Raw genomic sequence first — 19888 nt, 5'->3', positions numbered from 1 at the left:
CGCCCCGGCGAATTTTCAGGATCAGCCCTGATGTTCCGGCATGCGGACGATGAGGCCGTCCAGCTCGTCGGTGACCTTGATCTGGCAGGACAGGCGGGAATTGTCCTGAACATGGTCGGCGAAATCGAGCATGGAGTCTTCCATGGCTTCGCGGGCGCCCGTCTTGTCGGTCCAGGCCGCGTCGACATAGACATGGCAGGTCGCGCAGGCGCATGCCCCACCGCAATCGGCGTCGATACCGGGAACCAGGTTGCGCACAGCGCCTTCCATGACCGACAGTCCGGCGGGGACGTCGATTTCGTGCTCGTTTCCGTTGAACTCGATATAGGTAATCTTCGGCATGCTTCACTCCGTGGACCCTTGGGGAAATGAACAGTGTTCATGGACGAGTCAAGATTCAGCCTCACCGCTTGTCGCCGGGTGCGGGCTTCGCTAATCGCTGGGCATGGGGATGACACGCTCAATCAGGCTTGATGATCTCGCCGCAACCGACGCGTTTTCGGCGCGGCTTGCGGCTCTTCTGGGTGCCGCAGACGTGATCCTGCTCACGGGAGACCTGGGTACAGGTAAAACCACGCTCGCGCGCGGCGTGATCGCGCGTTTGTGCGGCGTGAAGGATGCACCCAGCCCGACCTACACAATCGTGCAACTCTATGACTGCCTGGATGGCGGCGAGTTGTGGCATGCCGACCTCTACCGGATCGAGGACCCGTCCGAACTGGAGGAGCTGGGGCTGGACGAGGCGTTCGACACGGCCATCTGCCTGGTCGAATGGCCGGACCGGCTGGGCGAGCATTTGCCGCCCGACCGGCTGGAAATCCGGCTCGAAACATTGGAGGGTTCGCAGACAGGCCGAGAAGCCCGGCTAACGGGATATGGACGGTGGGAGACCCGCATTGACGACATCTGATCGCGCTTCGGCGATGGACGCATTCCTGGACCGCTCCGGCTGGGGCCAGGCTGATCGCAACCCCCTGGCGGGTGACGCCTCGACGCGGCGCTATATCCGTCTTGTGGACGGTGACCGGAGCGCCATGCTGATGGACGCACCAGCCGCGGCCGAGGCGCCGCTCTGTCCGCCCGGCGCCAGCCCGGAGGAACGGGCGGAACTGGGATATAATGCAACGGCGCGGCTGGCCGGATCCAATCTCGTGGCCTTTGCAGGCCTTTCGAACGCGCTGTGCGAGCGCGGCTTTTCGGCGCCCAAAATCCTCGCGGCAGATTTCGAGCACGGGTTTCTTGTGCTCGAGGATCTCGGGGACGATCTGATCGCCCGGCTCCTGCCGCAGCAATTGCATGAGGGCACGATCTACGCGCTGGCTGTCGATGTCCTGGCGGCGATCTATCGTTCCACATTCGGGGATCATGTTTCGGCCGGGGGCGAAGACTGGCCGCTTCTGGCCTATGATGAGACGGCTCTGATGGCCGAGGCCGACCTCTTCGTGGACTGGTATCTGGCCCAGCATGCCGGGATTGAGTTGAGCGATGACGAGCGGGCGGAGTGGCATCGGCTTTGGTCGGCCGCTTTCAAGCGCCTGGAGAGTTGTGCGCCCGGCTTGGTGCTGCGCGACTTCCACGCGGAAAACCTGCTCTACCTGCCGGACCGGGACGGCGAGGCCTCGCTGGGCCTGCTCGATTTCCAGGACGCGCTGATGGGGCACCCGGCCTATGACCTGGTCTCGCTGCTGGAAGACGCCCGGCGTAATGTGGACCGCAAGCTGGCCGTGCCGCTGAAGGCGCGGTTCGTGGAACAGGCCGGAATCTCCGACCCGGCCGGCTTTGATGCGGCCTATGCCGTCCTGGGTGCTCAGCGCAATGCCAAGATCCTGGGGATTTTCGTGCGTCTGGCGGTGCGCGATGGCAAGCAACGCTATCTGGACCTTCTGCCGCGCGTGGCCCGGCATTTTGTCGGTGACCTCCAGCATCCGGCCCTGATGGAACTCAATCTCTGGATCAAGGCGCATGCCGGCGCCGTGCTGCTGGACGCGCATAAATGACCCGGATTTGCAAAGGCATGGCACTCGCTGCCGGGCTGGGGACGCGCATGCGTCCCTTGACGCTGGAGCGACCCAAAGCCCTCGTTGATGTGGGTGGCCGTGTCTTGCTGGACTGGGCTCTGGACCGGTTCGCCGCGAGCGGCGTTGATCAGTGCGTCGTCAATATCCACCACTTCGCCGACCTCATGGAAGCGCACCTTGCAGCGCGAACAGGCGCACCGGCGCTGACCATTTCCGATGAGCGCGGCGAAGTCCTGGAGACCGGTGGCGGTGTCGTGAAGGCATTGCCGGAGCTGGGGGATGATCCCTTTTTCATCTCCAATATCGACGCGATCTGGGTAGATGAAGGCGAGGCCGAACTCGACCGTATGCTGGCAGCCTGGGATCCGGAGCGGATGGATGCGCTCTTGCTTCTGGCGCCGATGGACCGGACGCTGGGCTTTGACGGGGCCGGTGATGCCTTTCTGGAGGCGGATGGCCGACTGCGCTTTCGGGGCGAGGCGGCGGCTGCGCCCTTCGCCTATGCGGGCGTGCAAATCCTCAACCCGGCTGCTCTCGCCGGCCGCGAGCCGGTCCGTTTCTCCATGATGGAGGTCTGGAAGGAACTGGCTGCCGCCGGCCGCATTCACGGCCTGGCGATGGAAAGCTTCTGGATGCATGTCGGTGATCCGCAGGCCCGGGATGAGGCCGAGGCCCGCCTGTCCGGGTGAGTGACCGGATATTCGATACGCCGGCCCCGCGCCTGTTCACCCTGCCGCCGCAGGATGATTTCCTGCGCAAGATTGCCCGACAGCTGCGCGAGGAATTTGATGCCGCGCGCAATCCGGACGTCCTGACGGAATTCCTCATCCTGACCCCGACCCGGCGCGCCGCGAAAGCCTTGGGCGACATCCTGGCTGAAGAGGCGGGCAGCGGTGTCGCGCTCCTCCCGCTGATCCGCCCGATCGGGGACGTCGATGTCGATGATCCGCCCTTCGAGCCGGGTGAACTGGCGGGTATTGCGCCGCCCTCGATCTCGCCCATCCGCCGGAAGTTCGAACTGGCGCGCCTCATCCTGGCCAAGGAAGAGGCGCTGGGCCGTCCGATCGGCGTGGGCGGCGCGCTGGCTCTGGCCGAACCACTGGCCGCGCTGCTGGACGATTTGGCGACCGAGGATGAAGCGGATCTTTCCGGTATCGATGAAGCCCTGCGCGCGCACTTGCCTGCGGATCGGCGCGAAGCCATCGCCTTTCTGGATATCGTCCAGCAGGCCTGGCCGGCCCGGCTTGAGGAATTGGGCTATAGCGATGCGGCCGCCCGGCGCAGTCTTGTCCTGCGGGCGCTGACCGAGCGCTGGACGGCACATCCGCCGGCTCATCCGGTTCTGGCCATCGGCTCCACCGGCTCAATCCCCGCCGCGCGGGCCTTGATGGAAGTGGTGGCGAGCCTGCCGAAAGGGGCGGTCGTCCTGCCGGGGTTTGATGGCGATTGCGACGACGCGGCCTGGAAGGGGATCGACGCCGATCACCCGCAATGGGCGATGAAAGCGTTTGTCGAGCGGCTTGGCGTCGCCGGCCAGGAAAACCACGGTGTGCGGCAATGGCCGGGCGCCGCGGAGTCGGAAGCGGCGGGCCGGGCCCGGCGGCATGTCATCGCCGAGGCCTTGCGTCCGGCCAGCACGACGGATGCCTGGCTGTCGCGACTGGAAGAATTGCAGAGTGAACGCCATGGTGCGGACTTCATGGAGCGGGGGCTGCAGGGGCTCTCCCTGATCGAAGCCCCCGACCCGCTGAGTGAAGCCCGCGTCTGCGCTCTCCTGCTCCGGGAGACGCTGGAAAACCCGGACAAGACGGCCATTCTGGTGACGCCGGACCGATCGCTGGCGCGGCGTGTGGCGGCGGAGATGTCGCGCTTCGGCGTCCGGCTGGATGATTCCGGGGGGGCATCACTGGCCGAAACCCCCGCCGGGGCCTTTCTCACGCGCATCCTGGATGTGGCCCTGGACCCGGGCAGTGTGGTCGCCCTTACGGCCTTGTGGGGGTCTCCGCTCTTCACAGCAGGCCGCAAACGCGGAGCCGTCCACACCGTGCTCGGCAAGTTCGAGGCGGAAGCGCTGCGCGGCGCCCGGCCGGGTCAGGATTTCGCGGCGGTCAGGGCGCGGATCGATGGGCGGTTTGTCGAGCTGTTCGATGAGGACAAGGCCTTCATCCATGATCTGCTGGACCATCTGGAAACGGCGTTTGCGCCCTTGCTGGACGTAGGCGAGCGCAGTGCGGCGGATTGGGCCCAGGCTCATGCGCAGGCGGCAGAAAGCCTCTCGGCCGGGGCGGAGCCGGGCCTTTGGGGCGGGGAAGGCGGTGAGCCGGCTGCGGGTCTGATCCGGGCCCTGCTGGAGGAAAGCGAGAGCCTGCCCGCCATGCGACTGGCGGATTTTGCGGCGACCGTGAAAGAGCTGATCGGCAAGCGCCGTGTACCGCCCAAACTGGGTGTGCATCCGCGCTTGCAGGTCCTGGGACCGCTGGAAGCGCGTTTGATCACGGCCGACCGGGTGGTTCTGGCGGGGCTGAATGAAGGGGTCTGGCCGAATGCCCCCGGGGCGGATCCCTGGCTGTCGCGCAGCATGCGGATCGCCGCGAATCTGGGTGTGCCGGAACAGCGCTATGGTCTTGCCGCGCATGACTTTTCCCAGCTCGCTGCAGCGCCGGAAGTGTTCCTGACGCGCGCGGCCCGGGCTGAGGGGGCGCCGACCGTGGCTTCGCGCTGGGTGTGGCGTCTGAAGACGCTGACCGAAGGGGCGATGGGACGGGAGGCGGCGCGCAAGGCTCTGGCGCCCGACACGGATTATCTCTTCCTTGCCAATCAGTTGGACCAGCCGGGGTGCGACCCGCGACCGGCACCGAGACCGGCACCCAAACCGCCGGTGAAGGAGCGTCCGCGGCGGTTGTCGATCACGGAGATCCGGACCTGGGTGCGTGATCCCTATTCCATCTATGCCCGACATGTCCTGGGATTGCGGCGTCTGGATCCGGCGGACATGCCGCCGGGCGCGCGTGAACGGGGCACGGCCCTGCATGATGCGCTGGAAAAAGTGGTGCCGGACTGGCGCGAGGAAATCCCGCCGACAGCGGTGGCGGATCTGGTCGCGGCCGCGCGCGAACCGCTCGAAAAACTGGGCTTCCCGGCGGATGAAATGGGAGTCGAACTGGGTCGGTTCCGGCGCGCTGCGGCATGGCTGGTGGCCTGGGAAAGGGATCGAAAACGGATCGGAACCCGACTGGAACAGGTCGAAATCAAGGGCAGGATGGACCTGGAAGGGCCTCACGGACGGTTCACGCTGACGGGCCGCGCGGACCGTTTCGACCGGACGGCGGACGGCCGCCTGGATGTGATCGATTACAAGACCGGATCTGCGCCGAGCTCCAAGGCGGTCAATGCGGGTTTTGATCCGCAATTGCCGCTGACGGCAGCCATGGCGATGCAGGCCGGTGTGTTTCCGGAACTGGCCGAAGCGCCACCGGCAGGTCTCTATTATGTCCGCCTCCCCGGTAATGCCGACGGTGGTGAGGAAAAGCGCATCGACACCGCGCGGGGCAGTGCCGACGCCCTGGCGCTGACCGAGAAGGCGCTGGAGGAATTGGGCGAGTGGATCGCTCGTTTCGATGATGAAACGATCCCCTATGAGAGCCAGGTCCGGGCGCAATACAAGAATGATTACGGGGATTTCGACCATCTTGCCCGGCGGGGCGAATGGGCGAGTGCCGCCAGCGATGCCGATGGCTCGGAGGGCGGATCATGATCGAGCCGGGATTCGACGAGGCCATCAAGACGGCTGCAACACAAGCGCAGAAAAGGGCGGCCCAGCCGCGCGCCAGCGTGTTCGTGGAAGCCAATGCCGGATCCGGCAAGACCCGCGTTCTCGTGGACCGCGTGGTCAACCTCCTGCTGGAGGACACGCCGCCGGAGCAGATCCTGTGCGTGACCTATACCAAGGCTGCAGCCGCGGAGATGAAGGACCGGTTGTTCGCCCGTCTGGGGGCCTGGTCGATGATGGAGACCGAGGCGCTCAAGGCGGACTTCCAGAAGCTCAAGGGACATGAACCCAGACCGGACGAGCTGGAGAAGGTGCGCCGCCTGTTTGCCCGGGCTCTGGAAACGCCCGGCGGGCTGAAGGTCCAGACCATTCACGCCTTCTGCGAAAGCCTGCTGCGGCGCTTTCCGCTGGAAGCGGGCGCGCCTCCGGGCTTCTCCACCCTGGATGACAGTGAGGCGGAGGCCTGTGTCGAGGCCGCGCGGCGCAAAGTGCTCCGGCGCCTGACAGATGCGGATGTGGATCATGTCCTGGCAACAGGCGGTCCGGACGCGTTTGGCCAGATCCTCAACTGGGCGCGCTTCAACCGGCATCATTTCCGCGATGTGCTGGACGCGCATGGCGGGCACGCCGAGGCCCTGGTGGAGCGGCTCTACACCGGGCTGGATCTGACGCCGGGGCAGGATGCCCGCACGGTGAAAGTCGCGGCGTGGGAAGCCAGCCCGCGGGCCGAGCTCGAGGCGGCGGCCCATGCGCTCATCCATGAGGGCAGCAAATCGGACGTCACGCGCGGGGAATGCCTGCAGCAGGCCCTGTCAGCACCCGATCCGGCTTTGGCCTTTGACGCGTATCTGCCAGCGCTCTTCATCAAGGGCGGTGCGGGAACGCCGGTCGCCAAACTGGTGACCGCCAAGGTCGACAAGCTGGCCCCGTCCGTGAAGCCCATTCTGGAAGCTGAGCAGGGGCGCATGGAAGCGGCGCGTGACCGGGTGAAGGCGGCGGCCCTGGCCGAGGCCAGCGCGATCGCCTTGCGGATCGCGTCGGATTTCGTGAGTGCATACGAAGCGGAGCTGGAGCGGCGGCGTTCGCTGGATTTTGATGATCTGATCCGCCTGGCCGGTGACCTGCTTCAGCCGGATAACCCCTTCTCCGGCTGGGTCGGCTACAAGCTGGATGCGGCCCTGTCCCACGCGCTGATCGATGAAGCGCAGGACACGGCACCGCGCCAATGGGACATGATCCGCGGCCTGACCTCGGAGTATTTCTCCGGCGAGGGCGCGCGCGAAGGCGAGCGGACGCTCTTCATTGTCGGTGACGAGAAGCAGTCCATCTATTCCTTCCAGGGCGCGGAACCGGCGCGCTTCATCGCGGAGGGCAATTGGCTGGAACAGGCGGCCAAGGCGGTTGGCCTGCCCTTTGAGCGGCCGGGCCTGGACGTGTCCTTCCGCTCGGCACCACAAATCCTGTCGGCCGTCGACCAGGCTTTCGCACAGGAAGCGGCAGCCGGTGATGCGGAAACCAAATTCCTGGCGCCCGAGGGGCCGCGCCCCTTCTCGCACTACCAGTCGCACCAGGCGGCGCGGGTCGGCATGTCCGGCTGTGTCGAGCTGTGGCCAGCCGTGCCCATGCCGGAAAAGGTCGAGGAAGGCTCGATCTTCGACCCGGTGGACCAGCGGCCCTGGGGCAGCGCCAAGGACCGGCTGGCTGCCCGGATCGCCAGCGATATCCGCGCCATGATCGAGCGGGGCGATGCCGTCTGGGAGGAAAGCGGGGGGGAATTCCAGCCACGGCCGGTGACACCCGGTGATGTCGCCATCCTCGTCTGGCGGCGGACCGGGGGCTTCTTCGAGGAGATGATCCGCCAGCTCAAACTCCAGGGCGTGCCGGTGGCCGGAGCGGACCGGATGGTGCTGCGGGACCAGACCGCCGTGAAGGACATGCTGGCCCTGGCGCGCTTTGCCCTGACCCCGGGCGATGATCTGGCCCTGGCCGAAGTGCTCAAATCCCCCTTCTTCGATCCGATCACGACGGACACGCCCAAGATCAGTGATGAGGAATTGATGGCCCTGGCCCGCCTGCGCAAGTCGGACCGGCGCGGCAGTCTGTGGGCGGCCCTGTTCACGTCGGACCTGCCCGTCTTCGAGGAAGCGCGCGAGGCCCTCAAACGGGTGCGTGACCAGGCCGATAGCGAACGGCTCTATGATTTCTTCGCCGCTTTCCTGAATGCCCGGACGCCGACCGGCGAGACGCGCTGGGCGCGGGTGTTCGCGCGGCTGGGCGAGGAAGCGCGTGATCCGCTGGAGGAATTCCTGGCTCGCGCGCTCAAGCATGAGACCGAGGGTGGCGGCGCATTGGCCAGTTTCCTGGCCGGTGTGGAACGCGAGGAAAGCCAGCTCAAACGCGAGATGAGCCAGGGCCGGAACGAGGTTCAGGTGATGACGGTCCACGCCTCCAAGGGGCTGGAATGGCCGGTCGTTTATCTGCCCGACACGACGCGTTCGCCCGGCAAGTCGCGGCCCGACCCGATCATGAAACACCCCGAGAGCGGCCTGGTCTGGGCCCAGCGCAAGTCGGATGACCCGCCCGCGATTGCGGCGCTTCGGCAAGCGGCGGCGGACAAGGATGTCGCCGAGCATGGCCGGCTTCTCTATGTCGCCCTGACCCGGGCGCGGGACCGTCTGGTCGTGGCGGGCTGGAAACACACCACGCCCCAGAATGGGGGCAAGGTGGATGAGGACAGCTGGTATGCCCGGCTGGACAAGGCCTGGAGCGGACCGGACTGGCAGGCGGTCGATGACCCGGCCGGAATTGCCGAAGACGAGGAGATGCCGTCGCTGAGGCGTTTGGGCCCGGAACCGCAGGCCCTCGGGGCCGCCGCGGCTCGTGATGCCAAGGCTGAGGCCCTGCCGGACTGGGCCATTGTCCCGGCGCGGCCGGAGCAGGGTGGCGTTCGCGGCGTCGCGCCGTCCAGCTTTCTGGGCGATGAGGAGGGCGGTTTCGAACCGGCCGTGCTGTCGCCCCTGTCCGATCCGGGCGCACACCGTTTCCGGCGCGGCGATGTCATCCACAAACTCCTGCAGACCCTGCCGGACCTGCCGCGCGAGCGGCGGCGCGAGGCGGCAGAACGCTTTGTCTCGGCCCAGCCGGATTTTGACGATGCGGCCCGTTCCGTGATGGTCGAGGAAACCCTGGGCATTCTGGATCATCCGGACTTCGCACCCCTGTTCGGTCCGGGCAGCCGGGCGGAAGTGTCACTGGTGGGACGGGCGGAGAGCCTTCCGGGCAATGTCATCGTGCGCGGCCAGGTCGACCGGCTGGTGGTGACCGATACGGAAGTGCAGATCATCGACTACAAAACCAATCGTCCGCCGCCGGAAGACGTTGCTGCGGTGGCGAAAGTGTATATCGGCCAGCTGGCCACTTACCGGGCCCTTCTCAGAGCGGTTCATCCCGGAAAAACGGTACGTTGCGCCCTGCTCTGGACCGATGCAGCCCGGCTCATGGAAGTGGCAGATGAGCTGATGGATGACGTATTGCAGGGCGCAAACGCTTGACGGACGCACCGGCGCTCCTTACCTCACGCGCCATCACACCAGTCCGGCACGCCGGTACTGTCCGTACAGCCCGAACCAAAGGAGTGTCACATGGCGACCAAAGCGGTCAGCGATGAATCCTTCGAAAGCGACGTTATCAATGCCTCCGGCCCGGTCCTTGTGGACTTCTGGGCGGAATGGTGCGGGCCGTGTAAACAGATCGCCCCGGCGCTTGAGGAGATTTCCGACGAGCTCGCCGGCGAGCTGACCGTGGCCAAGGTGAACATCGACGACCATCCGATGACGCCGGGCAAATACGGTGTGCGCGGTATCCCGACCATGATGATCTTCAAGGACGGCCAGGTCGTCTCCACGAAGATCGGTGCCATGGCCAAGGGCAAGATCTCCGAATGGGTCAAGGAAAGCCTCTAGGCTCTCTTCCCATGAGTGAATGAGAAACGGGCGCCTGTGGCGCCCGTTTTTCTTTATGGTGTCTCAGCCCGGTGTATCAGCCCGGTGTCTTGTGGGGCGGGGCATCGCCGAGGGCGAGGGCTTCGCCGGCCAGATAGAGCGACCCGCCGATCAGGATGCGCGGGGCCGGATGCTCCCGGGCCGCGTTTTTCATGGCCGGGATGAGCCCGCCCGCGCCATCGGCATGCAGGCCGGCTGCCTTGGCAGCGGCGATGACATCCTGGACGGATTGGGAACCGCCGCGGCCGGAACGGAATTCCACGGCGATCATGCGCCGGGCCAGTCCGGCGAATTGCTGGCACCAGGCTTTCACATCCTTGTTGGGTGAGAAGCCGGCAATGATCACCAGCGGACGCTCTTCACGCTCATCCATGTCGGCGAGGGCGTGGGAGAGGGCTTTGGCGGCGGCTTCATTATGCCCGCCATCCAGCCAGAGCTCGGCACCGGCCTTGCGGGCGATCTCGCCCAGCGGGCCGCGCGTGATGTTCTGCAGACGGGCCGGCCAGCTGGCATTGGCAATGCCACCGGCGGCGGCGCTCTCCGGCCATTCCAGCACGGCCGCGCAAGCAGCAGCCGCGCCGGCATTCATGATCTGGTGCGGGCCCAGCAGGCCCGGGCCGGGCAAATCCCAGACACGGGTCTCGTCCTCATAGACGAGACGGCCATGCTGGATATAGGCGTTGTAATCGCGGCCCCAGACCCAGGTCGGCGCCCCCACTTTCTGGGCCTCTTCCAGAATGGCGGCTTCGGCCTCATCGCTTTGCTGCCCCAGCACAACGGGGACACCGAATTTGCAGATGCCCGCCTTTTCGCGGGCGATGGTGGCGAGTTCCGATCCCAGGAATTCCTGATGGTCCATGGAGACCGGCGTGATCATGCTGAGCGCCGGCTTGCCGATCACATTGGTCGCGTCATAGCGCCCGCCCAGACCCACTTCCAGGATCAGCCGGTCGGCCGGGTGTTCTGAGAAGAGCAGCAGGGCCGCCGCCGTGGTGATCTCGAAAAAGGTGATCGGCTCGCCGAAATTGGCGGCTTCGCAGCGGGCGAAAGCCTCGATCAGCGTCTTGTCGTCCACCGGCTGGGAGTCGAGCAGGATGCGCTCGTTGAAATCCACCAGATGGGGCGAGGTATAGATATGGACCTTTTCGCCCTTGGTACGGGCCATTTCGGCCAGATAGGCGCAGGTGGAGCCTTTGCCATTCGTGCCGGCGACATGGATGGTCGGCGGCAGGCTGTCCTGGGGATTGCCCAGGGCCGTCAGCAGGCGCTGGAGCCGGCCCAGGGAGAGGTCAATCTTCTTGGGATGCAGGCGCGCGAGGCGCGCCAGCGCGTCATCTACGTCCTGACGGCGCGTGCTAATGGCCACCCCCGTCGGCGACCACGTGATCAGCAGGCGGCGGTGTCAGGCTGGCGCGAACGGAAGATCCCGGACGTTTCATCATCACCCTCAAAAGCCGGCCCAGTGTAGCCGGAATGTCCCGGCGATGCACGACTTTGTCGACCATGCCCTTTTCCAGCAGGTATTCGGAGCGCTGGAAGCCTTCCGGCAGTTTCTCGCGGATCGTCTGTTCGATCACACGCGGACCGGCAAAACCGACCAGGGCGCCCGGTTCGGCAATATGGACATCGCCCAGCATGGCGTAGGAGGCGGTGACGCCGCCCGTGGTCGGGTCGGTCAGCACGACGATATAGGGCAGGCCAGCTTCGCGCAGCATTTCCACGGCGATCGTGGTGCGCGGCATCTGCATCAGCGACAGGGCCCCTTCCTGCATGCGGGCACCACCGGCGGCGGTGTAGACCACGAGCGGGGCCTTGCGCTTCACAGCCTCTTCGGCGGCCTTGATGAAGCTCTCACCGGCTGCCATGCCGAGCGAGCCGCCCATGAAGGCGAAATTCTGGACCAGGACGACGCTTTCCAGACCGTCGATCTGGCCGACGGCGATCGCCATCGCGTCATCGCGGCCGGTCTTCTTGCGCGCGGCCTGGATGCGCGAGGTATAGGGCTTGTCGTCCTTGAACTTCAGCGGGTCGCGCGGCACTTCCGGCGTGTCGAGCTCCTTGAACTCGCCATCGAAGGTGAACTGGAAACGCCAGGACGGGCCGATACGCATATGGTGACCCCCCGGGGTCACGAAGAGGCCGGCTTCCAGATCCTTGTGGAAGACCATTTCGCCGGTCTTGGGGCATTTGATCCAGAGATTGTCAGGCGTGTCCCGCTTGGAGAAGATTTTCGACATCCCCGGAGGGGTGATCTTGGTCAGCCAGTTCATGCCTGAATCCTGTTCACTCATTATCAAAGGCCCCCAAAGCCCTGATGCTGTCTCTTGCCGCTAGCGGCGCGCGGTATGAACCGCAGAAGACAGGCGCTTTACCAAACCTGTCGCCCCGGCGACACCACCTTCGTGCATGGCGTCCACAATGGCCGAGCCGACAACCACAGCGTCAGCATGTTTTGCGATGGCCGCGGCCTGTTCCGGTTCACGCACACCAAAGCCCACCGCGACCGGCAGACCCGAGGCTTTCTGGACCCGGGCGACCGCTTCGCTGACTTCGGTGACGGCTCCGGTGCCGGCTCCGGTCACGCCTGTCGTGGAAACGTAATAAACAAAACCCGCCGTATTGGCGACCACAGTGGCCAGACGCTTGTCGTCCGTCGTTGGCGTGGCGAGGCGGATCAGGGCGATGCCGTGCTTGTCCAGCGCGGTGCGGAGTTCCTCATCCTCTTCCGGCGGCACATCGACACAGATCAGCCCGTCGACACCGGCCTTGCCGGCCGCCTTGGCGAACTTGTCCCAGCCCATATGGTGGATCGGATTGGCATAGCCCATCAGTACGATCGGCGTGGTCTTGTCGGTCTTGCGGAAGGTGGCGGCCTGATCGAGCGTCTTCTTCAGCGTCATGCCGGCTTCCAGCGCGCGCAGGGCGGAGGCCTGGATGGCGGCGCCATCGGCCATCGGATCGGTGAAGGGCATGCCCAGCTCGATCACATCGGCGCCAGCTGCGGGCAGGGCATTCAAGAGGGCCTGGCTGTCGCCATCCCCGGCCATCATATAGGCGACGAAACCGGCACGATTATAGGCGGACAATTCCGCGAAACGGGTGGTGAGGCGGTTGGTCATCTAGAGCTCCACCCCCAGCATGCGGGCGATCTGGGGAACGTCCTTGTCACCGCGGCCGCACATATTCATCAGGATGATGCCGTTTTCGCCGAGCTCGGCGGCCAAATCGCGGACGCGGGCGAGGGCGTGGCTGGGTTCCAGGGCGGGGATGATGCCTTCCAGCTTGGTGCAGAGCTGGAACATTTCCATCGCTTCCTCATCCGTCGCGGAGACGTATTCGGCGCGCTTGGCATCGTGCAGGAAGGCGTGTTCCGGGCCGATGCCGGGATAGTCCAGACCGGCGGAGATGGAGTGGGCGTCGATGATCTGCCCGTCATCATCCTGCAGGAGATAGGTCTTGTTGCCATGCAGAATGCCCGGCTTGCCACCCTTCAGAGACGCCGCGTGTTCGCCGGTTTCGATGCCATGGCCGGCGGCCTCTACGCCGATCAGGCGCACTTCCTCATCCTCGATGAAGGGATGGAAAAGGCCCATCGCATTGGAACCGCCCCCGATACAGGCGACGCAGGCATCGGGCAGGCGGCCCAGACGTTCCTTCATCTGGGCGCGGGCTTCGCGGCCGATGATGGACTGGAAATCACGGACCATGGCCGGATAGGGGTGCGGGCCGGCGACCGTGCCGATGACGTAGAAGGTGTCCTTCACATTCGTCACCCAGTCGCGCAGGGCCTCATTCATGGCGTCCTTCAGCGTGCCCGTGCCGGAGGTGACCGGGACGACTTCCGCGCCCAGCAGCTTCATGCGGAACACATTGGGCGCCTGGCGTTCCACATCGGTGGCACCCATGAAGACGGTGCAGGGAATGCCGAAACGCGCGGCCACGGTCGCGGTGGCCACACCGTGCTGGCCGGCACCGGTCTCGGCGATGATGCGGGTCTTGCCCATGCGCTTGGCCAGCAGGACCTGGCCGAGGCAGTTATTGATCTTGTGGCTGCCGGTATGGTTGAGCTCGTCGCGCTTGAACCAGACCTGGGCGCCGCCGAATGCCTCGGTCAGCCGCTCGGCGAAATAGATCGGGCTGGGCTTGCCGACATAATCCTTCAGGAAGAGATCCATCTGCGCCTTGAACTCCGGATCCTTCTTGGCGGCCTCATAGGCTTCCTCGAGTTCCAGGATGTTCGGCATCAATGTTTCGGCGACGAAACGACCGCCATAATCGCCAAACCGGCCGCGCGCATCCGGCCAGGCCGAGAGCGCATTCGGGCGTGTATCGGCGGACACGGTTTCGCTCATGGCACTCTCCTTTTAACGGCCTTGCGGATGGCTAGGCTTGCGTGGGTACCGCCAGCGCGGAGGCGAAGGCGGCGATCTTCGCGGCATCCTTCACACCGGGCGCGGATTCGATGCCGGACGAGACATCCACCGCCTGTGCCCCGGCTTGGGATACGGCGGCAGCGACATTGGTGGCATCAAGCCCCCCGGACAAGAGCCAGGGTACGGAAATCTGCAGCGATTTCAGCAGTGCATAATCATAGCCCACCCCATGCCCGCCAGGCCGTTCGGCGTCTTTGGGCGGTTTGGCGTCGAACAACAGCATGTCCGCGATCCGGTCATAGGCTTTGGCGGCCTCCAGATCAGCGGCTTCAGCGACCGGCAAGGCCTTGATAACACCGCGTTTTGCATAGGCGCGAGCCTGCACCACGCGCTGCGGGCTCTCCGATCCGTGCAGCTGGATCCAGTCCGGATGCATGGCATCGCGGATGCGCGCCAGCAGATCATCATCGGGATTCACGGTCACGGCGACGGTCTGGCTGTTTTTTGCCAGATGCGCCAATTCCCCGGCCAGGGAGGGCGAGACATGCCGCGGGCTCTTCTCGAAAATGACAAAACCGGTCCAGGCCGCGCCCGCCGCTTCGGCCGCCGCAACATCCCGCCCGGTCTTCAATCCGCAGAACTTGATCTGGGTCATGCCTCGACCGTTAGCGGTTTATCGGGAGGAGGGGAAGCGTGGGCCTCCGTCAGACCGCCTCGCCCGCTTCCGGGAAAGCCGGTTGCGGGCGGTTGAGGCAGAAGGCCATGGGCTGGAAGAGGAGCCATTCGATGAAGGCCTTGATCTTCGGCTCACCGGCGCGGGCCGGGTCGAACACGAGATAGTGGGAATGGGTGTGCGGGCTTTCATGGGCGAAGGGCTGGATGAGGGTGCCGGAGGCGATCTGTTCGGCGAAGTAGATCGGGGTGACCAGAACCGCGGCATCACCGGAGGCGATGGCGGCAGAGACTTCCATCGTCTGGGTTTCCAGCTCCAGGGCCGGCCGGTCGGGCAGGCGCGCCGGGTCGACGCCGCTTTCCTCCATCCAGGCACGCCACCAGTGCATCGGGCCGAACAGGCGGAGTTTGAGCAGGTCTTCCGGCCTGTCGAACGGACCATGCCGCTCCAGCGCGGATCGCGGGATGAGCGGGGCGGTGGTGTCGGGGAAGAGGTGGCGGGCCTCCAGGCCCGGCCAGTCGCCCTTGCCGATGCGGATGCCGATATCGGCCTCGCCCGCCTTGATGTCGACCAGGTCGGAGCGGCTGTCGATGCGGACGGCCAGTTCGGGATGGGCGATCTGGAAGCCGCCGATCCGGGGCACCAGCCAGTTGGAGCAAAAGGTGGGAAGGGCGGTGACTGACAGCACGCTGGCGCGGTCTTCCCGGACATCGCGGAAGGTGCGCTCCAGCAGGCGGAAGGCCTCGGACGTGCCGCGGGCCAGCTGGGTGCCGCGCGGGGTCAGCTCTACATGGCGGGCCTTGCGCTCGAACAGGGCAAAGCCAAGCCGGTCTTCCAGCAGTTTGATCTGATAGCTCACCGCCGCCTGGGTCATGCCGAGGGCTTCACCCGTGCGGGTGAAATTGCCAAGCCGGGCGGCCGTCTCGAACACGCGAATGGCCTGGACCGGCGGGAGGGGGCTGAAATCAGTCATAAGCTGGGCTTATCAGAGACCCTTGATAACGCGTTGGTCAAGGCGGTTTTGCGCTCTTAAGTCATGGTCAAGCTTATGACGGAGGTCGCCATGACCCTGATGGAATTCATGATCGAGAAAACACCGCCGACCGTGATCGGCGCCAATCCGCGCTATTGGAAAGCGGATCGCAGCTGGCTGGGATGGCTCACAGGCGCCTTCGCCTGGATGGAGGGCCAGCGGGACTGGCACCGCAAGGTCTAGATCACGCCCAGACCCGTAATTCCCGCCAGGGCCGGATGCCGATAGGCGTTGGCGGCATAGGCGGCGAGGCCGGACACATCCGTCGATGCCGATGACGGATCATCCGGGGTCTCCTGTTCGCGGAGTTCCGCGAGCTGCTGGGACAGTGAGGGCTGGGATGTCTCCCCGGCGTTTCCCGCCTCACCCTCGTCAGCCTGTTCAGCCTGAGCCAGTTCGGCCCGGGCCTGCGCCGCCTGCGCATCAGCGAGGGCAGCGACCTTGCGGTCCTGCCCGGAGGGTTCGGCCGGGGCGAGGGCTGCCGCCTTGACCTGTTCCATCTTCTCGATGGTCGCTTCCGGATCACCCTTTACCGGGCTGGCATCGATCGGCACTTCGCCGCCCACGACATATTGACGCCCATCCGGTCCGCGCTCGTATTCATAGCTGATGGCGCCGGCATGCTCGCCGCCGACGGCCTTGTGCGCTTGCTCATGGGCGCGGACTTCCTGGTCGCGCTTTTCCAGCGCATCGACCTGTTTCTGTTCTGCCTCGGACAGTCCCTGCGGGTTGGCGGCATCCTTGTCCGGGCTCTCCTCGGACTGGAGATAGGCCTGGGCCTGGGAGGACAGGTCGATCCGGTCCTTGCCGGCATCGCCAGCCTTGGCTGTCGAGACCTCGTCACAGCCGCCGCATTGCGGTCCGCCGCAGGACGCGCAGCCGGCCGACTGCGCGACAGAGAGCGCGGACGGGCTGGCATAGGCACTGACCGAGGCATAGGCCGACAGGGCGGCAGACGAAATCGACATCGCCTACCGTTTTGAATGAGCGGGTTTAAGTCGTGTTAAACGGGATCGTTCAACTGCGCCGGATTCACGCACATGTGATGCAATCCGTCAGATCAGGCGTTTCAGCCGGTCAGCTCAGGCACGCTGGCGCGGCTTTCATCCACGCGCTCGCGCAATTCCTTGCCCGTCTTGAAGAAGGGAACGTGCTTTTCCTTTACGGCGACACTTTCCCCGGTGCGCGGATTGCGGCCAACCCGGGCCGGGCGGCAACGCACTGAAAACGCGCCGAAACCCCGAAGCTCAACCCGGTCGCCCGCGGCGAGTGCATCGGTGATGCCATCAAGGATGGTGTTGACCACGCGTTCCACGTCGCGGTGGTAAAGATGCGGGTTTGCCTCCGCAAGCTTGTCGATCAATTCTGATTTGATCATCGCTAAACCTCCGCGTCTGAACGTCTAATCCTTGCGTCTGACGGTGCAGGCGTCAATGCATACTGACAAAAAAAACCGGCCGGAGGCTGTGCTCCGGCCGATTCTTCATTTCCGAGACGTTGACGAAGCCTAGTTGGTTTCGTCGTCGCCTTCCTTCTCGCGCAGGGCTGCACCCAGGATATCACCCAGGGACGCACCGGCGTCGGAGGAACCGTACTGTTCGACGGCTTCACGCTCTTCGGAGATCTCCAGCGCCTTGATGGACAGGGAGATGCGGCGCGAGGCCTTGTCGATATTGGTGATGCGGGCATCGACCTTGTCACCGACAGCGAAGCGTTCCGGACGCTGTTCCGCACGATCGCGGGACAGGTCGGACTTGCGGATGAAGGACTTCACGCCACCATCATCGCCGAAGGCGACTTCGATACCGCCCGAGGTGATCTCGGTGACGGTGCAGGTGACCGTGTCGCCGCGGCTGACGCCGGAGCTGTCCATCGGATCGCCGCCCAGCTGCTTGATGCCGAGGGAGACGCGCTCTTTCTCGACGTCAACGTCGAGAACCTTGGCGTCGACCATGTCGCCCTTCTTGAAGGCTTCGATGGCTTGCTCGCCCGACTGCTCCCAGGAGATGTCGGAGAGGTGCACCATGCCGTCGATATCGCCATCCAGGCCAACGAACAGACCGAATTCGGTGATGTTCTTGATTTCGCCCTTGATGGTGGAACCGGACGGGTGCGTTTCGGCGAACACTTCCCACGGATTGCGCTGGGTCTGCTTGACGCCCAGGGAGATGCGGCGCTTGTCGGCGTCGACATCGAGAACCATGACCTGGACTTCCTGAGACGTGGACAGGATCTTGCCCGGGTGGACGTTCTTCTTGGTCCAGGACATTTCGGAGACGTGGACCAGGCCTTCAACGCCTTCTTCCAGCTCAACAAACGCACCGTATTCGGCGATGTTCGTGACGCGACCTTCGAAGGTGGCACCGACCGGGTATTTCGCGGCGACGCCTTCCCACGGATCCGACATCAGCTGTTTCATGCCGAGCGAGATACGCTGGGTTTCCTTGTTGATCTTGATGATCTGGACTTTGACCGTCTGGCCGACTTCCACCACTTCAGACGGGTGGCCGACGCGGCTCCAGGACATGTCGGTGACGTGCAGCAGGCCGTCAATGCCACCCAGGTCAACGAACGCACCGTAATCGGTGATGTTCTTGACGACGCCTTCGCGGGCTTCGCCCTCGGCCAGCTGGCCAACGAGCTCGGCGCGCTGTTCGGCACGGCTTTCTTCCAGAACGGCGCGGCGGGAGACCACGATATTGCCGCGCGGACGGTCCATTTTCAGGATCGCGAACGGCTGTTCCTGGTTCATCAGCGGACCAACATCGCGCACCGGACGGATGTCGACCTGGGAGCCCGGCAGGAAGGCCGAGGCACCACCCAGATCCACCGTGAAGCCGCCTTTGACGCGGCCGACGATGGCGCCGTTGACCGGCTCTTTCTTCTCGAAGGACTTCTCGAGGCGATCCCAGCTTTCTTCGCGGCGGGCTTTGTCGCGCGACAGAATGGCATCACCGAGCGCGTTTTCGATGCGCTCCAGATAAACTTCGACTTCGTCACCCGCCTTCGGGGCTTCCGAGCCCGGGCCCGTGAATTCGCGCATCGGGATGCGGCCTTCGGTCTTGAGGCCAACATCAACGACCACGACATCATTTTCGATCGAGGTCACGGTACCTTTGACGACTTGGCCTTCAGCCAGATCACGGCCGGCCAGGCTCGCTTCGAGCATTGCGGCAAAATCATCAGTCGTCGGGGTGAGAGATTCAGTAGTCATGTTAAAGGGTTGCTCCGAGGCAGTGAACGCTGTTTCAAACAGTGCGGCGATCACCGCTTGGCCGATTTCGGCCGGTTGGACATTGTACAAATGGGCGCGGGACAAGGTCGCTGCATCGCTCGATGCCGCGAAACGCTCGTCCCAAAGACCCGGCTTCTTGCTACCCTAGCGCCGGAAGTGTCACGCCTTTTGGCGCTTTTCCACAATGCGGATCGCTTGGGCAACGGCCGCGTCTATACTCAAGGAAGACGTATCAAGCAAGGTCGCGTCGTCTGCGGGACGCATGGGCGCATCGGCGCGCCCGGCATCACGGCGGTCCCGTTCCAGGGTCTGGTCGAGCATGGTTTCGAAGCTGAGCTTCTCGCCGCGGGCCCGCAATTCCTCCCAGCGGCGGCGTGCGCGGGTCTCCGCATCGGCGGTGACATAGAGTTTCACCTCGGCATCGGGACAGATCACCGTGCCGATATCGCGCCCGTCCAGGATGGCGCCGCCCTCCTGGGTGGCAAAGGCCCGCTGCAGCTCGAACAGGGCATCGCGGACTTGCGGGATGGAGGCGACCTTGGACGCCATGGCCCCGGCTTCGGCGGTGCGGATCCGGTCCGCGTCGATACGGTTGATATTCAGATTGCGGGCGAGCTTGGCGCAGGCCTCGGCGTCTGCCGGATTGGTGCCGGTATCCATCACGGCCAGGCCGGTGGCGCGGTAGAGGGTTCCGGTGTCCAGATGCGGCAGGCCGAAACGCGCGGCCAGGGCGCGGGCAATCGTGCCCTTGCCGGATGCGAGTGGACCATCAACGGCAATGATCAT

At 64.9% G+C, this 19888-nt stretch carries 18 protein-coding genes; 7 read left to right on the top strand and 11 right to left on the bottom strand.

All coding sequences use genetic code 11. The features are described 5' to 3' along the window. Window positions 1–21 precede the first annotated feature (21 nt). The gene (locus I0K07_RS01030) at window positions 22–342 is read right to left on the bottom strand and encodes a 2Fe-2S iron-sulfur cluster-binding protein (protein ID WP_203290809.1); all 321 of its coding nucleotides are present in this window, start codon (window positions 340–342) and stop codon (window positions 22–24) included. A 109-nt stretch (window positions 343–451) separates the two neighbouring features. On the opposite strand from I0K07_RS01030, the gene tsaE reads away from it, so the two are divergent. From tsaE to trxA, 6 genes are all read left to right on the top strand, one after another. Next, window positions 452–910 carry a tRNA (adenosine(37)-N6)-threonylcarbamoyltransferase complex ATPase subunit type 1 TsaE gene (tsaE, locus tag I0K07_RS01025; protein ID WP_238934371.1) on the top strand — a complete coding sequence of 153 codons (459 nt, stop codon included), beginning with the start codon at window positions 452–454 and terminating at the stop codon, window positions 908–910. Continuing rightward, entirely contained in the window at window positions 897–1997 is a 1101-nt protein-coding gene (locus I0K07_RS01020) for an aminoglycoside phosphotransferase family protein (protein WP_238934370.1), read from the top strand. The genes tsaE and I0K07_RS01020 overlap by 14 nt, the downstream gene beginning before the upstream one ends. Next, entirely contained in the window at window positions 1994–2707 is a 714-nt protein-coding gene (locus I0K07_RS01015) for a nucleotidyltransferase family protein (protein ID WP_203290806.1), read from the top strand. The genes I0K07_RS01020 and I0K07_RS01015 overlap by 4 nt, the downstream gene beginning before the upstream one ends. Continuing rightward, entirely contained in the window at window positions 2704–5772 is a 3069-nt protein-coding gene (gene addB, locus I0K07_RS01010) for a double-strand break repair protein AddB (protein ID WP_203290805.1), read from the top strand. The genes I0K07_RS01015 and addB overlap by 4 nt, the downstream gene beginning before the upstream one ends. Next, window positions 5769–9338 carry a double-strand break repair helicase AddA gene (gene addA / locus I0K07_RS01005; RefSeq protein ID WP_203290804.1) on the top strand — a complete coding sequence of 1190 codons (3570 nt, stop codon included), beginning with the start codon at window positions 5769–5771 and terminating at the stop codon, window positions 9336–9338. The genes addB and addA overlap by 4 nt, the downstream gene beginning before the upstream one ends. Window positions 9339–9428: 90 nt before the next feature. Then, window positions 9429–9749, top strand: a complete 321-nt coding sequence (gene trxA, locus I0K07_RS01000; protein ID WP_138512951.1) for a thioredoxin TrxA — start codon at window positions 9429–9431, stop codon at window positions 9747–9749. Window positions 9750–9825: 76 nt separating this feature from the next. Here the strand turns inward: trxA and I0K07_RS00995 are convergent, their stop codons facing one another. From I0K07_RS00995 to I0K07_RS00970, 6 genes are read right to left on the bottom strand one after another with little or no spacing between them, the layout of a single operon-like run. Next, complete coding sequence (locus I0K07_RS00995; protein WP_338041002.1) at window positions 9826–11154, bottom strand: bifunctional folylpolyglutamate synthase/dihydrofolate synthase; 1329 nt, start codon at window positions 11152–11154, stop codon at window positions 9826–9828. After that, the gene (gene accD, locus I0K07_RS00990) at window positions 11144–12058 is read right to left on the bottom strand and encodes an acetyl-CoA carboxylase, carboxyltransferase subunit beta (RefSeq protein WP_203291454.1); all 915 of its coding nucleotides are present in this window, start codon (window positions 12056–12058) and stop codon (window positions 11144–11146) included. The genes I0K07_RS00995 and accD overlap by 11 nt, the downstream gene beginning before the upstream one ends. 60 nt (window positions 12059–12118) lie before the next feature. Further along, window positions 12119–12907 carry a tryptophan synthase subunit alpha gene (gene trpA / locus I0K07_RS00985; protein WP_203290803.1) on the bottom strand — a complete coding sequence of 263 codons (789 nt, stop codon included), beginning with the start codon at window positions 12905–12907 and terminating at the stop codon, window positions 12119–12121. Further along, complete coding sequence (trpB, locus tag I0K07_RS00980; protein WP_203290802.1) at window positions 12908–14140, bottom strand: tryptophan synthase subunit beta; 1233 nt, start codon at window positions 14138–14140, stop codon at window positions 12908–12910. A gap of 31 nt (window positions 14141–14171) precedes the next feature. Beyond that, complete coding sequence (locus I0K07_RS00975; RefSeq protein ID WP_203290801.1) at window positions 14172–14816, bottom strand: phosphoribosylanthranilate isomerase; 645 nt, start codon at window positions 14814–14816, stop codon at window positions 14172–14174. A 49-nt stretch (window positions 14817–14865) separates the two neighbouring features. Then, window positions 14866–15807 carry a LysR substrate-binding domain-containing protein gene (locus I0K07_RS00970; RefSeq protein ID WP_203290800.1) on the bottom strand — a complete coding sequence of 314 codons (942 nt, stop codon included), beginning with the start codon at window positions 15805–15807 and terminating at the stop codon, window positions 14866–14868. Window positions 15808–15897: 90 nt separating this feature from the next. Here I0K07_RS00970 and I0K07_RS00965 point away from each other — a divergent pair, with 90 nt between their 5' ends. Next, window positions 15898–16050, top strand: coding sequence for a hypothetical protein (locus I0K07_RS00965; protein WP_203290799.1), 153 nt, complete (start codon window positions 15898–15900; stop codon window positions 16048–16050). On the opposite strand, the gene I0K07_RS00960 is transcribed toward I0K07_RS00965, so the two are convergent. The 4 genes from I0K07_RS00960 to cmk all read right to left on the bottom strand — a co-directional run bounded on the left by I0K07_RS00960 (window position 16047) and on the right by cmk (window position 19888). Then, window positions 16047–16835: a putative metalloprotease CJM1_0395 family protein gene (locus I0K07_RS00960; protein ID WP_203290798.1), complete on the bottom strand. Its 789-nt coding sequence runs from the start codon at window positions 16833–16835 to the stop codon at window positions 16047–16049. The genes I0K07_RS00965 and I0K07_RS00960 overlap by 4 nt on opposite strands. A gap of 101 nt (window positions 16836–16936) precedes the next feature. After that, window positions 16937–17245 (bottom strand): integration host factor subunit beta, encoded by a 309-nt coding sequence (locus I0K07_RS00955; RefSeq protein WP_203290797.1) that lies wholly within the window; start codon window positions 17243–17245, stop codon window positions 16937–16939. A 129-nt stretch (window positions 17246–17374) separates the two neighbouring features. Continuing rightward, the gene (gene rpsA / locus I0K07_RS00950) at window positions 17375–19123 is read right to left on the bottom strand and encodes a 30S ribosomal protein S1 (protein WP_338041016.1); all 1749 of its coding nucleotides are present in this window, start codon (window positions 19121–19123) and stop codon (window positions 17375–17377) included. Window positions 19124–19261: 138 nt separating this feature from the next. Further along, complete coding sequence (cmk, locus tag I0K07_RS00945) at window positions 19262–19888, bottom strand: (d)CMP kinase (RefSeq protein ID WP_203290795.1); 627 nt, start codon at window positions 19886–19888, stop codon at window positions 19262–19264.

This window comes from Maricaulis parjimensis (genome assembly GCF_016817355.1).
In the GTDB taxonomy this organism is placed as follows: domain Bacteria; phylum Pseudomonadota; class Alphaproteobacteria; order Caulobacterales; family Maricaulaceae; genus Maricaulis; species Maricaulis parjimensis.
Note: the sequence above shows the minus strand (reverse complement) of the source record. Positions and strands in the feature narration are given on the sequence as shown.